The sequence below is a fragment of the Microvirga sp. M2 genome (assembly GCF_047497095.1).
In the GTDB taxonomy this organism is placed as follows: Bacteria; Pseudomonadota; Alphaproteobacteria; order Rhizobiales; family Beijerinckiaceae; genus Microvirga.
Map to the genome: position 1 here is coordinate 1,569,894 of NZ_CP134064.1, position 14,218 is coordinate 1,584,111.

General features: G+C 62.2%; 14 protein-coding genes and 1 tRNA gene. 4 read left to right on the plus strand and 11 right to left on the minus strand.

Annotated elements, in window-relative coordinates; translation table 11 throughout:
• Positions 1 to 9 precede the first annotated feature (9 nt).
• Positions 10 to 231 (plus strand): hypothetical protein, encoded by a 222-nt coding sequence (locus RE429_RS26925; RefSeq protein WP_414474781.1) that lies wholly within the window; start codon positions 10 to 12, stop codon positions 229 to 231.
• 163 nt (positions 232 to 394) lie between these two features.
• A tRNA-Glu gene (locus tag RE429_RS26930) sits at positions 395 to 467 on the plus strand.
• A gap of 63 nt (positions 468 to 530) precedes the next feature.
• Here the strand turns inward: RE429_RS26930 and ltaE are convergent.
• The 10 genes from ltaE to RE429_RS26980 form a co-directional block, all read right to left on the minus strand.
• Positions 531 to 1,610, minus strand: coding sequence for a low-specificity L-threonine aldolase (ltaE, locus tag RE429_RS26935; protein WP_414475952.1), 1,080 nt, complete (start codon positions 1,608 to 1,610; stop codon positions 531 to 533).
• Positions 1,611 to 1,779: 169 nt separating this feature from the next.
• A complete protein-coding gene (locus RE429_RS26940; protein WP_414474782.1) occupies positions 1,780 to 2,862 on the minus strand; it encodes an NAD/NADP octopine/nopaline dehydrogenase family protein in 1,083 nt (360 codons plus the stop codon).
• A gap of 62 nt (positions 2,863 to 2,924) precedes the next feature.
• On the minus strand, positions 2,925 to 3,941 hold the full coding sequence (locus tag RE429_RS26945) for an ABC transporter ATP-binding protein (protein WP_414474783.1): 1,017 nt from the start codon (positions 3,939 to 3,941) through the stop codon (positions 2,925 to 2,927).
• Positions 3,941 to 4,936: an ABC transporter ATP-binding protein gene (locus tag RE429_RS26950; RefSeq protein ID WP_414474784.1), complete on the minus strand. Its 996-nt coding sequence runs from the start codon at positions 4,934 to 4,936 to the stop codon at positions 3,941 to 3,943. The genes RE429_RS26945 and RE429_RS26950 overlap by 1 nt, the downstream gene beginning before the upstream one ends.
• A 6-nt stretch (positions 4,937 to 4,942) precedes the next feature.
• Positions 4,943 to 5,809 carry an ABC transporter permease gene (locus RE429_RS26955; protein WP_414474785.1) on the minus strand — a complete coding sequence of 289 codons (867 nt, stop codon included), beginning with the start codon at positions 5,807 to 5,809 and terminating at the stop codon, positions 4,943 to 4,945.
• A complete protein-coding gene (locus tag RE429_RS26960; RefSeq protein WP_414474786.1) occupies positions 5,809 to 6,750 on the minus strand; it encodes an ABC transporter permease in 942 nt (313 codons plus the stop codon). The genes RE429_RS26955 and RE429_RS26960 overlap by 1 nt, the downstream gene beginning before the upstream one ends.
• The gene (locus RE429_RS26965) at positions 6,747 to 7,877 is read right to left on the minus strand and encodes an NAD(P)/FAD-dependent oxidoreductase (RefSeq protein WP_414474787.1); all 1,131 of its coding nucleotides are present in this window, start codon (positions 7,875 to 7,877) and stop codon (positions 6,747 to 6,749) included. The genes RE429_RS26960 and RE429_RS26965 overlap by 4 nt, the downstream gene beginning before the upstream one ends.
• Entirely contained in the window at positions 7,874 to 9,268 is a 1,395-nt protein-coding gene (locus RE429_RS26970; RefSeq protein ID WP_414474788.1) for an NAD(P)/FAD-dependent oxidoreductase, read from the minus strand. Before RE429_RS26970 ends, RE429_RS26965 begins: the two co-directional genes overlap by 4 nt.
• Complete coding sequence (locus RE429_RS26975; protein ID WP_414474789.1) at positions 9,265 to 9,561, minus strand: (2Fe-2S)-binding protein; 297 nt, start codon at positions 9,559 to 9,561, stop codon at positions 9,265 to 9,267. The genes RE429_RS26970 and RE429_RS26975 overlap by 4 nt, the downstream gene beginning before the upstream one ends.
• Complete coding sequence (locus tag RE429_RS26980; protein WP_414474790.1) at positions 9,542 to 10,660, minus strand: NAD(P)/FAD-dependent oxidoreductase; 1,119 nt, start codon at positions 10,658 to 10,660, stop codon at positions 9,542 to 9,544. The genes RE429_RS26975 and RE429_RS26980 overlap by 20 nt, the downstream gene beginning before the upstream one ends.
• Positions 10,661 to 10,752: 92 nt before the next feature.
• Between RE429_RS26980 and RE429_RS26985 the strand changes: the two genes are divergently transcribed.
• Positions 10,753 to 11,670, plus strand: a complete 918-nt coding sequence (locus tag RE429_RS26985) for a LysR substrate-binding domain-containing protein (RefSeq protein WP_414474791.1) — start codon at positions 10,753 to 10,755, stop codon at positions 11,668 to 11,670.
• Here RE429_RS26985 and RE429_RS26990 read toward each other — a convergent pair.
• Entirely contained in the window at positions 11,657 to 13,219 is a 1,563-nt protein-coding gene (locus tag RE429_RS26990; protein WP_414474792.1) for an ABC transporter substrate-binding protein, read from the minus strand. The genes RE429_RS26985 and RE429_RS26990 overlap by 14 nt on opposite strands.
• 448 nt (positions 13,220 to 13,667) lie before the next feature.
• Between RE429_RS26990 and RE429_RS26995 the strand changes: the two genes are divergently transcribed.
• Positions 13,668 to 13,793, plus strand: a complete 126-nt coding sequence (locus RE429_RS26995) for a hypothetical protein (protein ID WP_414474793.1) — start codon at positions 13,668 to 13,670, stop codon at positions 13,791 to 13,793.
• Positions 13,794 to 14,218: the final 425 nt, after the last annotated feature.

Below are 14,218 nucleotides of genomic sequence, written 5' to 3' on the forward strand. Positions count from 1 at the left end.
ATACGTGCGATGCCGGTGGATGCTGCCGGTGTTCTGTGGGATGCCAAGCACACCCTTCACACCGCCGACCACGCCTCCCGCCACGCCTCCAACCGCGCCGCCGACAACCCCGCCCACTGGGCCGGCCGCTCTGTGTCCGGCAGCTGCCCCCTGCTGGGCTCCGCGGACAACTCCCTGCGCATGACCGGAAGCCGGCAGGGCAAGAACGGCGAGGCTGATCGCGGAAAGTAGAACAGACGCTTTCATCAGGACTTCTCCTCTTCGCAAAGAGATTAAACCCAAGCCTCGCGGGAGGTTCCTTGCCGAGTCTGCGTCGCATCGTGACATCGGTGCACACCCTGGTTCGACCATCGGGTAACGGTTCTTCTTTGAGCCAAGGCGGTCTCATCTTTGGGAGCGCATCGCTCAGCCGGTAGAGCACCTGACTTTCAGTCAGAGGGTCCTGGGTTCGAGTTCCAGCGCGCTCAACACGCAACTCTTTGCGACTGCAAGCGTTTTTGGTAGTCTCAGGAGGTGTGGCGGACCTTACATTAGTTGGAACTGTAAGGGGTGGATTCTCCTGTCTGTTTGCTCATGACCTCTGCCACACCGGATCGTCCGCTTCTTTGAATCTGGAAGTAGTCCTTGATCGTGCGAACCACGCGGTGCATCTGGTCCGTTCCGACGTCCAGATGCGTGACGAACCGGGTGGACCGACCGATCGCGGCAAGGATGCCGTTGTCGCGCAGATAGTTCCGCAAGGGATCGCAGTGATCGGCGGGGACTTCGGCAAAGACCATGTTGGTCGCGGCCGCTTTCACGCGGATCTCGTCAATATCACCGAGCCCTGCTGCCAAGATCTGCGCATTGGCGTGATCGTCGCTCAGCCGGCGGACGTGGTGGTCGAGAGCATACTGACAGGCCGCAGCGAGATAGCCACTCTGGCGCATGCCTCCGCCCAGTACCTTCCGCCACCGTCGCGCGGCATCCATGCGATCCCTGCTGCCAACGAGCACGGACCCGATCGGCGCGCCTAGGCCCTTCGAGAAGCAGAGGGACACCGAATCGTAAGGCGCACAGATGTCCGCAATCGAGCGGCCGCTCGCAACGCCGGCATTCCAGGCTCGTGCCCCGTCGAGATGAAACCCGATGCCAAGAGCCCGCACTAACCGCTCGGCCTCCTGCACATAGGATTCGGGGAGAACCTTGCCGCCGATCGTGTTCTCGAGAGCCAGAAGCCGGGTCCGGGCGAAGTGGGAATCGTCGGGTTTGACCGCGGCGCGGACGTTCTCGAGCGGCAGGGTGCCATCGGGCGCATTTTCGATAGGCTGAGGCTGGATGCTCCCCAGGACGGCCGCGCCCCCGCCTTCGTACCGGTAGGTGTGGGCGTCCTGCCCGACGATATATTCGTCGCCGCGCTGACAATGGGCCATCAAAGCCGCGAGATTGCTCTGCGTTCCAGTGGGAAAGAAGACTGCCGCCTCCTTGCCTGCCTGTTCCGCGACCACCTGTTCCAGCCTGTTGACGGTGGGATCGTCGCCCCAGACATCATCCCCGACCGATGCGGCGCTCATCGCCTCAAGCATGCCGCGCGTCGGGCGTGTCACGGTATCGCTCCGCAGGTCGATCAGAGCATTGGGATTCGCTTCGATAGGCATCGTTATCAACCCTTTAGCGCATCGCGCGGAACAGTGGATCCGGTTTTCGGCTCAAACGATGAGCTCCTCTAGAATGGGAGCATAGCTTCGTCATAAGCGTCATGGATATGGCTTGGTGCAAGGTTCAGGAGACTTCTACGCCTCATGCAGTGCCGCGCCAACCCTCACGGGCCAGACGCTGGAGATCGGATTTCGACAGGCTCTCGAGACCAAGTTCCGGCAGGAGATCGTTCTCTTCGCGGAAGTCACGGCCATAAAGGGCTGAGAAAACGTTCAAACCGGCTTCGTGAAGCGTAGCGGGCGTCTGGGTCAGTTTGCCGAGCAGCACTGTCGGCAGAAGGCCGAAGGGCGCATCCTCCGTCACGTAGCGGGTATCGAGAGTAGCGGGGCCCGTGGGGCCACCGCCCCGCTCCGCCAGGACCTGGGCCATGTCACCAACCGGCCCCATGGGGACTCCGTAGGAGAAATGATAATGCTCGCGAACCGTCCGCACCGACAGACCGAAGCTGTGAGCAATGTTCAGACGCTCCTCGTCAAGAGCCTCGAAGAGGCGCCCGACGGCTGTCGTTACGTTCTGGTGCTGTCCCCAGGTCTCGCCGCGCTCCATGCGCGTCAGGTTGCACAGCGCGATGCCCATATGGTTCTGCGGATTCAAGTTGCTCAGCGCAATGGCGAGCAGATCGTCCTTTTCGTTGAAGCGATCGCCGAACAGCGCGCGGCACATGGCGAGGCCCCGCTCACTGGCCGAAAGAGGAACAGTCGCCATATCGACCTTGCTTCGCACTGTGGAGACGTGAACCTCGGTTCCACTCTTCTGTCGTCCCGTGGTGACCGTCGTTCCCCACGCCACGATGGGGGCCTTTGTCCCCAGTTCGGCGAGCTTCTTGGACAGGTAGAGCGCTCCGAACGATGCGTGAGAACTGATGATCACGACCTGATCGTCCGTCACATGGGGCGCGATGGCGTCCATGACCGTACGATGGCCATAGGCAGGAAGCGCGATCAGGACCGCATCGGCGCCGGAGACCAACCCCGAAGCCGAGGAGGCGACCTTTGGACGATAGGTCCCGGAAACCGCACCGGTTGTCGTGAGGGCCTGCCCGGCGGCGAGATCCTTGGTCCGCTGCCCGGATGGCGACCAGAGGATAGGGTCATGGCCGTTCTCGATGAGTAAGGCCGCAGCGGCAAAGGCGATGCCTCCCGCACCGGCGATTGCGACACGCATTGTATTCTCCATGTGGAATTCGCGGGCCGGTGGCTGCGCGAACCTATCCGAGGTCGAGAGTTTTAGCCTGCGGCGGTGACGGTCCGCGGGTTCGGCCAGAGTTCAGGGCGGTAGCAGGCAGCCAGGCGGCCGGGGCCGTGCTCGTCGAGGGCGGGAATGTCGGTCATGCACGAACCGGCAGCCCGGGGGCAGCGAGGATGGAACGTGCAACCCGGAGGCGGATTGGCCGGCGAGGGGACCTCGCCCATGATCTTGGTCAGGGTGAGGCGTGCCGACGGATCCGGCACCGGAGAACTGTCGCGCAAGAGCTTCGTGTAAGGGTGCAAAGGCGTGTCGAGCACGTCGGCTGTCTTACCCTGCTCCACGATGCGCCCGAGATACATGACGCAGACGCGCTCGCAGAAATGTCGTACGACGCCAAGGTCATGCGAGACGAACAGGAAGGAAAGGCCGCGTCGCTCGCGCAGACTCTCGAGCAGGCGAAGGATCTGCGCCTGCACGGACACGTCGAGGGCCGAGACCGGCTCGTCGGCGACGATGAGCTCCGGATCGAGCACGAGGGCACGCGCGATGCCGATGCGCTGCCGCTGGCCGCCGGAAAACTCGTGCGGGTAGCGGTCGATGGCCTCCTTCGGCAAGCCGACTTCGGCGATCGCCATTTCCGCCCTCTCGGAGGCCTCCCGGCCTGAAGCGAGCCCATGCACGCGCAATGGCTCTTCGAGTGCCTGGCGGATGGTGCGGCGCGGATTGAGGGACGAGTAGGGGTCCTGAAAGACGATTTGCATGCGACGCCGGAGTTGACGCAGTGCGCTGCCCTTGGCCGCTCTCACATCGATCCCGTCGAAGATGACCGATCCCGCATCCGGCTCGATCAGTCGAAGCAGCGAGCGCGCGACGGTCGACTTCCCGCAACCGGACTCACCGACCAGTCCGACGGATGTTCCCTTCGGAATGGTGAACGATACGTCGTTGACGGCCCGGACGATCTTCCGCTCGGGGCCGAAAAGCCCGCCGCCAATCGTAAAGTGTTTCGCGAGGTTTCGGACCTCGAGATTCCCGTTTCCAGTTCCCATGGTCATCAGCCTCTTCCTTTGGCAAGGCGAACAGGACAACGGACAAGGTGTCCGGTGTCGTCCAAGGGCATAAGCTCCGGCCGTTTTTCCTCGCAGCTCGGCTGCCTGTAAGGGCAGCGCGGAAAATAGGCGCAGCCGCCGGGCATGGTGGTGACGGCAGGCACGCTGCCTGGGATCGGCTCAAGATTGTCGGTCGCCCGGTCCGCGCGCGGCATGGCGCGCAGGAGCGCCGATGTGTATGGGTGAGTGGGTTGCGCGAACAATGCATCGACCGTGGCAAGCTCTACGACCTCGCCCGCATACATCACCGCGACGCGGTCCGCGATCTGCGCCACCACGCCGAGATTATGCGTGATGAACAGGACGGACATGCCGTAGGTCTCCTTCAGCTCGTCGAGCTGCATCAGCACCTGAGCCTGGATGGTCACGTCGAGAGCCGTGGTCGGCTCATCCGCTAGGAGCACCTTGGGGCGGCATGCGAGCGCCATGGCGATCATCACACGCTGGCGCATGCCGCCAGAGAACTGATGGGGATAGTCGTGCAGGCGGCTCTCCGCCGAAGGAATCTTCACCTCCTTCAAAAGGCGAAGCGCTTCGGCCATGGCCTCGGACTGCGACACCTTCCGATGGATCGTGATGGCCTCGGCGATCTGTTCTCCTACAGACATCGTCGGGTTCAACGATGTCATCGGCTCCTGAAAGATCATGGCGATCGAGTTGCCGCGGATATTGCTCATCTCGCGCTCGGAGAGCCGGACGAGGTCCTGCCCGTCGAACCGGATCTCGCCGGCGCCGATTCGGGCACCGGCCTGCGGCAGAAGCCGCAGGATCGAGAGGGCCGTGACGCTCTTGCCGCTCCCGGACTCGCCGACGATGGCAAGCGTTTCGTTCTTCGCGACCGAGAGCGACAGATCCCGGACAGCGGGATACCACCGACCGCCGATGCGGAATTCGGTACGCAGGCCGCGGATATCGAGGGCTGTTTCTTGAGTTTGCGTCATGGCGGATCACTCGGCCCTAAGCTTCGGGTCGATTGCGTCCCGTAGCGCATCACCCAGGAGATTGAGCGCAAGGACGGTGAGGAGGATGGCGAGGCTCGGGAAGACGGCGAGCCACCACGCATCCAGGATGTTCTCAAATCCCTCACGGATCATGCCTCCCCAGGTGGCGGTCGGCGGCGGCACGCCAAGACCGATGAAGCTGAGCGAGGCTTCCGTCCGGATGGCCGACGCCATCCAAAGGGAGCCCATGACCACCACGTCGGAGATCATGTTCGGCAGGATATGGACCCCCATGATGCGGATAGGGCCGAAGCCCAAGGCTCTGCCGGCTTCAACGAAGTCCCTCTGCTTGAGAGCAATCGTCGGTGCGCGGGCAATGCGGGCGAAAGGAGCAATCTCGGTGATCGCAATGGCGATGATGAGATTCTCCAGACTCGCCCCGAGCATTGCCGCGATCATCAGGCCGAGCAGAAGGGTCGGGAAGGACAGCATGACGTCAAGCAGGCCCATCACGATCTGGTCGAAGAGCCCACCCACGTAGCCCGCGAGAATGCCGATCGCGGAGCCGATCGACATGGCAATCAGGATTGCGATGAAACCGACGGTAAGCGAGATCCGTGTGCCGTAAATCAGACGGGAGAGAACGTCGCGTCCATAACTGTCCGTGCCGAGCAGGAACTCCGCCGATGGCGGCTCAAGTCGGGCAACGATGTTCTGCTCCAGCGGGTCATATGGAGCGATCAGTGGTGCGAAGATTGCAACCAGGATGATGGCCGCGAGGAGGACGAGCCCGACCCATGACAGGCGATTCCTGGAGAACGCCAGCCAGAGGCCCCCGGGCCGTGCGGGTGAGGAGGAGACAGCACTAGCCATTATTTGTACTTCACCCTTGGATCAACGAGGCCATAAGCGAGATCGGTCAAGGTATTCACGATGATCACGCAGATGGCGAATATGATCATCAGACCCTGCAGCAACGTGTAGTCGCGGGCATTGAGCGCGCCGAGGATCAACTTGCCCAGACCCGGACGGTTGAAGATGATCTCCGTCAGCACCGAGTTGCCGATCAGGGTGCCGAAGTAGAGACCGACGACCGTGATGATGGGAATGAGCCCGTTTCTCAGGGCATGTCGGAGGATGAGTTTCGCCGGACGCACGCCTTTCGCACGTGCCGTACGGATGTAGTCCTCCCCGAGCACTCCCAGCATGGAGGAGCGGGTCACGCGCACCACATAGGCCATCATGATGATGCCGAGGTTGAACGCCGGCAGTGCGAGGTTGCGGAGGCGCTCGATCGGGTCGCCGCTATTGCCGGAGTTGAGTACGGGAAACCACCCGAGCTCAATGGCGAACACGATGAGAAGGAGGATTCCCGAGACAAAGGCCGGAAACGAAAGGCCCACGAGAGAAACGAGCCTGCCGAGATAATCGGCCCAGCCGTTCCGCTGGACTGCCGTCACGATGCCGAGTGGCAGGCCGAGCACGATGCCGATCACGATCGACGCCAGAGTCAGCTCGATCGTGTAAGGCAGAACGAGCAGGACCTCCTGGACCACCGAGCGGCCACTGCTGAGCGACTGCCCGAGATTGCCGGTCAAGACGTCTCCCAGAAAGCTCAAATACTGGATGTGGACCGGCTGGTCGATTCCAAGTTGCGCGCGGAGGGCGCGGAGCGAATCCTCCGTCGCCTGATCGCCGAGGATGACGGAAGCCGCATCTCCAGGCACAAGCCGTACCAGCACGAAAATGGCCGTCAGCATGACGAACAGGGTGGGGACTGCCAGCAGAAGCCGCTTGATGGTGTATCTGATCATGCTGCCGCTCGTGTCGTCATGAGCCGTTTTGCCGAGAAGGGGCTGATGTGACGCCGCGTTTCGCCCTGGACCACGAGATCGGCTATGATGGAGCCGACAACGGGTACGAGCTGGAAGCCATGGCCGGAGAATCCGAAAGCATGGAAAACGCCCGGCGCATTGGGGGAGGGACCGATGACGGGCAATAGGTCTTTCGTCTTGGCTTCCATTCCAGCCCAGGTACGGGCGATCCGAACATCACGAACGCTCGGGAAGAGGTCGGTCGAAGCCTGCGCACCTTTGGCGAGTTCGATAAAGTTCACCGTACTCTTCAACGTGTCGATATCGGCACCGCCCTGAAGGCCCCCGCCGATCACGAGAGTTCCCTGATCCGACTGCTTGAAGGACAAGGAACGGCCGACAACGCTGACGACCGGATCCAGCAAGGGAGCCAGGCGCTCGGTGACGATCATCATCGAGGCCTTGAGGCCTAGCGGGATGACGTCACCAACCATAGCGGCCAGCCGAGCCGCCCACGCTCCGGCTGCGTTCACGATGACCGGCACTGTAAACTCCTGCTCACCGGTACGGATGTGCCAGTCGGATCCGCGCTGTTCAATGGCCGTGACGCCGCAGCCTTCATGGATAACGACGCCGCTGGCTTCGCAGCTGCGCCGGAAGGCTCGAATCGTGCGGTGCGGATCGGCAGCCCCGTCTCGACGCGCGACGAGGGCGCCCACACAATGGGGGCTCAGGGCGGGAACCAGGCGCCTCAGCTCCGAGTGATCGATCATTTCCTCATGGCTGTAGCCGTGCTGGCGCATGGAGTCGACACGCTGCTCCAAGGCCGGAAGATGGCCGTCGAACTCTGCGACTCTCAGCTGGCCGTAGGAATGGAAGCCGCAGCTGTCGCCGACGATCGCCTCAATTCTATGCCACATGTCCATGGCTTCGAGCGAGATCGGCACCTCGGCGAGGTCGCGCCCCAAGGTCCGCACGCCTGCCGCCGTTGCGCCGGAGGCATGACGGCCGACCCATGACTTTTCGAGAACGACGACGCGCCGCCCGGCGCGTGCCAAATGGAGCGCGGCCGACAAGCCATGCAACCCGCCACCGATCACCGCAGTATCAGGAATGATCCTGCTCACGACGCCTTCTCCTGCTCAAGTGAGGCAAGCTCGCCAAGCGTCACCGGCTTCAGCGGCGGACGAACACGATAGAAACCGACATCCTTCGGCCGGCGCCCTTCCGCGGCCGCGAGGATCTGCGTGACCGTGTAACCGCATTGCCGCCCCTGGCAGGGACCCATCCCCGCACGGGTGAAGGCCTTGACCTGATTGGGGCCTGGACGTCCCACGGCCGCCATGGCGCGGATGTCGGCGGCCGTTACCTCCTCGCACCGGCACACGATCGTTCCATCGGCCGGGGCAAATACCTCGGGGCGGGGTTTGTACATGGCGTCCAGGAACGGACGGAGTGCAAGTTCCCGGGCGAGCTTCCGGCGGACAGGCGTCGAGGCCTCCTCCGCCGCGCGCTCGCCGATGCGTCCGATTTTCATGGCCGCTCCGAGCCCCGCCAGTTTCCCGCGATGCAGTGCGGCCTGCGCACCTGCGATGCCCGCTCCATCTCCTGCCACGAAAATTCCGGACTGGGAGCTCTCCCCCCAGGCGTTCAGCACCGGCACGTAGCACTCCTGGTCGTCGCTCCATTCCACCGCACAGCCGAGGGCCAGCGTCGCATGGATGCTCGGCACGACACCCTCATGCACGAGAAGGACGCTCGCGGGAGCGGTGCGCTCCTGTCCGTCCCGCGTGCGATACCGGATCGCCTCGATGCGCTCCGAGCCGGTCGCTTCGATATCGGCGACATGCTTGATGATTGGAATACCGGCCTTGCGGAGCATCCCCCACCAGGCAAGTCCTTTCAGGAGATCGCCCGCCGCACCGATTGCCTTGGCGAGATGGGGCAGGGCGGCTCGGCCCCGGCCTGGGGGAGTCGTGTCGAGGTATCCGGCAATCTTGCCACCAGCACGCAGGAGCTGGACCATGTAGAGGAGAGGCAATGGGCCGCTGCCTGCGATCCATACGGGCGCACTGGGAATTTGTCCGGATGTCTTCAGAAGGATCTGAGCTGCGCCGACAGTGAGGACTCCCGGCAATGTCCAGCCCGGAAAGGGCACGGGTCGTTCCTGAGCCCCCGTTGCCAGGATCACGCTTTTCGCCTGGATCACGGACGCCTGCCTGTTGCGAGTCACGAAGGCGCGAAAGCCGGCCTCGATCTGCCATAGCTGGGTGCCCGGCTCATACCTCGCACCACTGGCACGGAATGCCTCCGCGCATGCCTTGCCGGACTGGTAAGCCTTGCCGAGGAGCGCACCGCGCGGTCCCGCCGCAACCGTTTCGACAGAACGCCAGATCTGACCGCCGGGCTCCGGCTGGTCATCGATCACCAGCACGTCGAGCCCATGGCGCCGCGCTTCGACGGCTGCGGCCATTCCTGCCGGACCGGCGCCGACAATCAAGAGATCTACGCTGGTCATGCGCTGAGACTCCGCTTTCCGAATTGGCGCTCGATGCGCATGCCGTCGCGCACTGGGGTCAGGCAGGTTTGAACGGAGGCGACGCCGTCGACGATGGCGAGACATTCGAAGCAGACCCCCATCATGCAATAGGGTGCGCGCTTGCTTTGGTTCACCGGCGTCGTGCGAGACCAGTGTGGAGCCTCGCGCAGGAGCACGGCGGCGACGCTCTCGCCCTGTTCTGCCGGCGCGGGAACGCCGTCAATGAAGACGGTAACAGCCCTTTCGGAGGGCTCATGCAGCTTTCGGAACATCGAAACGCCTATGATGGAAGGGGGCAAGGGTGGAGGGCAGCTCGCCTGCGATGATCGCCTCCGCAAGGATCGAGGCGTGGACGGCAGCGAGCGTGACACCGGAATGGCACAGAGCCACGAACGCGCCCGGATGGAGCGGCGATTGGGCGTAGACCGGATAGCTGTCGGGGGTCATGACTCGCAGGCCGGCCCACTGCCGGACGAGCGTGAGATCGGCAAGCGCGGGCACCAGCTGCGCTGTCTTGCGGCTGAGAAGTGAGGCGGCGTGTCCCGTTGTCGACGTGTCGAAGCCGACTTCTTCCTGCGTCGCACCGATCATGATCGTCCCCTCACGGGTCTGACGCAGGCCACTTGCGGGCAATGGCAGGAGAGGTGCGATCCTCTCCGTCACAAGGACCTGCCCACGTTGCGGGCGAAGCGGCACATGGAGGCCGACCTGCGCAGCGAGAGCCGTGGATCCGAGCCCCGCGGCGATGACCACGCGGGAGGCGGAGAAGCGCTCCTCCTGCGTATCAACTGTAAAGCCCTGCGAGCCGGGGATGATTTCTGTAACCCTGCTGCGGTGGCGCAGGGCGCCTCCGTGCTTGATGACGCCGGAATGCAATGCAGCAAGCAACTTCAGAGGATTGGCGTGACCATCATGCAGGCCCAGGCTCGCCCCGCTGACCTCCGGTCCGAATTGAACACGGGGAAGGAGCTTTTCGAGCGCCGTCCGGTCGAGCATTTCAAAACCGAGCTCGTTGCCGCACCGTTGCTCGTACAGGGTGTGGAGGTACTGCCGACGCTTCTCGACACCTTCCTCACCGAGGCAGAAAGCGAGGCCGCCGTTGTTTTCATATTGGAGATCGGTTGCGGTCAGGCTCGTCAGCTCGTCGTTGAACTCCGGCCAGAGATCGACGCTGTGCCGCGTCCATTTCTGATAGGCAGGCATGTTTATGCCTTTGCCCTGCAGCCATACGAGGCCGAAGTTCGCGCGCGCCGCGCGGTAATCCCCATCATCGCCATCAAGCACGAAGACACGCTGCCCCCGTTGCGCCAACCCGAAGGCTATTGCGGCTCCGACAGTTCCTGCTCCGATGACGATAACGTCAGTCTGCATTGATTTCCCTCTTGCAGAACAGGACGGTACGTGGACAGGGTCTATTTCGTCAAAGTCGTAATTATTGCCGGCCTATTCACAGAGGTTATAGAATGCGTCGCCCGCTCAATCTTCGCCAAGTCGAAGCGTTCAAGTCCGTGATTGAGAATGGGACAGTCAGCCGAGCGGCGGAAACGCTTAGCATCTCGCAGCCCGCGGTCAGCAAGCTGATTGCCCACCTGGAAGAGGATACCGGCCTCAAGCTCTTCGATCGGGTGAAGGGCCGCTTGGCGCCGACGGAACGGGGCATGCGCCTCTACGAGGAGATCGACAGAATCTTCGCCGGCATCCGGCAGATCGAGAACGCCGTTGCGGTCATTCGCAGAGAGGAGCAGGGGCAATTGCTGGTCGGCGTGATGCCGGCGCTATCGGGTGCCTTCATCCAGCAGGCGACCATGAGCTTTCTCCGCTCGTACCCGAACGTCTATTGCGCGATTCAGACGCGAAGCTCGCAATGGATCGCGGATTGGCTGGTGACCCGCAAGCTGGACGTCGGGCTCATCAGTTCGAGGATCGATAACCCCTACATCATGACCGAGCCGCTCATGGAGCATCCGCTCGTCTGCGTCATGCCGCTCGACCATCCTCTTGCGGAACGCAGCGTGATCGAGCCCAACGATCTGGATGATGTACCGTTTCTCTCGTTCGATCCGGAGAGCTCCACCGGCCAGAGGATCACATCTATATTCGAAAGCTACTCTGTCAGGCTGAATGTCGTCCTCATGACAACGACGGCCCCCACGCTCTGCGAATTCGTCGCCGCGGGCCTTGGCGTATCCCTGGTTCATCCTCTCTTCATCAGCGGAATGAAGGGCCGTGTCGCCGTCCGCCGGTTCGAACCCCTCATTCCGTTCGACTTCCAGCTCTGTCGCGTTCGCGAGAGCCGCAATGCGGCTCTCGTCGAGACATTTTTGGGGGAGACGCGCCTAACGGCCGAGCGCATCTCCCGCGAGTTGCTTAGCGAGACTTGAGTGTGGTCGCCTCGGTAATCGGTGGAGCAAGGTTCATGGCGCCCTTCAGCTCATAACCCAGATCCACTCTTTCATTGCGGGCCCAGACCTGCTGAAGATCGAACAGAGGAATGGAACAGACGTCCTCATGGATCTTGCGCTGAGCCTCCTTCCAGAGCGCGAGCTGCTTCGTCGGATCGCTCTCCGCGCGCGCCGCGTCGATTTCCGCATCAGCCACATCGCAATGGGAGAAATTGGCAACTGCGGTCGGTTTGCCGACAATGGAATTCGAGTGATAGAATTCGGTCAGATATGTATCGGCGATCGGAAAGCGCGCCGCACCGTAGAAGACGATGGCGCTCGCATCCTTTCTGCTCTGACTCTGGTATGTCGGGTGATCGACCACGTTCATATCCAGCTTGATCCCGACCTTGGCGAGCTGTGACTGCACGATCTCCATGATCGGCAGCTGTGCCGAGATATTGGAGACAACCGACTTGATAACGAGCCCGTTGCCGTGCCCGGCCTCAGCGAGCAGCGCCTTCGCCTTCTCTGGATTGTACTCGTAGCTTCCCGCCGAGCAGTCTTCACCAAGATAGCCGGGAGGAACGACAGAGCAGCCCCTCGGGCCCACATCCTTGCCGACATAGCGCACGATATCGTCGACATTCACCGCATACGCGATGGCCTTACGGACGCGAACGTCATCCAGCGGCGGAATGCTGCGGTTCAGGTGAAGTGTACGAAACTCGCCTGGGCGGAAGATATCCACGATCATGTTGCCGCGCTTGCGTGCCGTGTTGACCCAGCGCTGCTCGCGCTTCGCGTACATCACGTCCAGCTCGCCCGACGAGAATGCAAGCTCGCGGGCACTGTCCGAAGGGATCATACGATACATGATCGTATCGATCTTCGGAGCGCCGCGGAAGTAGTCTTTGTGGGCAACGAGCTTGACGTATTGCTGGGTCACATGCTCGGAGAATTTGAACGGGCCTGTGCCGACGGGCTGGGAGGCATATTTGGCGCCAAGTTCCTCTGCCGCCTTTTTGCTGACGATGTTGCCGCCATGGTAGTTGGATACGGTCCCGAGGAAGTTCGCATCCGGGTATTTCAAGGCGATCCGTACGGTATAGTCGTCAACCTTCTCGATGGTATCGATGCTGGCGAAATTGGCCGCGAAGGTGGAGGATTTGGCATCGGAAGCGCGCTTGAGCGAGTAGACGACGTCGTCTGCCGTGAGTTCACCCCAGTTGTCGTGAAACTTTACACCCTTGCGAAGAAAGAATGTCCAAGTCTTCCTATCGGCAGAGGTCTCCCAACGCTCGGCAAGATCGGACTCCAGATCCTTCGGGTCCGCGCTTCCCGGCGGGAAGCGAACGAGACCGTTATACATCCAGCCGACCAAGGCTTTGTCGGTCGTCGCGCTCGCCCGGTGAGCGTCGAGGGTTGCGATATCGGTACCACCGGCGCTGATCTGCAGCACCTTCTCCTGGGCTGCCGTGCCCGCGAAGGCGCCGCTGAATACCAGCATAGCGAGAGCTGATGTTGCCGATAAAATATTGCGCTTCATAGCCTTTGTTCTCCCATCCGAGGCCAGAGGCTGTAAGGCAGACAAGCTTATGTCAAAGTCGAAAATCGGCGCACTTTATTCCAGAAGGTTATAGGCCTGCCCGAAAACTATATTTCGTAACATGCGATGCCTCCATCTGCGGCAACTAAAGGTGAATGTGCTTGATCGCCGGTGGGACACCCAAAAGAAACGGCGTCTGCGTTCGAGCTTCCCCGATCGTGGTTCCTATAACGGAAGCCTCCGGCTCTCCCAAGTCCGTTGGATGGCCTCATCCTGTCCGAAGCCCACATCAATCAAGGGCAGGTCGCTATGCGAGAGGAGCGACGCTCGCAGGCCCCGAACGGGGCGACCGCCGAGCGCCTGTCGCTCGAGGTCCATGGGCCCTTCGAAGCACAGCCTGTCTCCGCCATGAAGGCTGTTGCGGCCCCCTGGCGCAGCCGCGGGCACCATGTCTTACGGCACCGCCATCGACAAGCACGAAGACGAGGTCGGGCGCTTTCTCATGCGCGTGGAGCAACGCCTTCTGACCTCACTCGACGAGGTGGCCCGGCCCGTATCGCTGCCGTCGAGATAGGAACTTAGATACGAGCGTGGTCTATTCGTTGGGATGGGCGGCTTCCGGCACATCCCGAAAGCAGATCGAATGACCGCATTCGTGGAGGTAAGCGGACCTTCACACGGCCACGCTTTGTGACTGAGCCTCCCTGGAGCGGACCTTCCGTCCAGCCTTGGCCGCATCCGGTTCAGCGCCGCTTTTCCATCAAGGCGGGAAGGCGTATCATACTCGCAAGGGTTAAGGTCCCTGTGGTGGACGGGCCGCCTCGCCGCCTTTGATCGACAGCATTGTGGGCATTGCTCCTCTCCCGCGTGAACGATGTAACCGTGAGCGTGCCCGGTTCGACCAAGTGCCGTGTGGTTCACGCGCTTGGACATGGTTCGCCACTCCGAAGATCCTTCAATCGAGGGAGCCAGACATGGGCAGTCCTTCTGTGGCCGGTA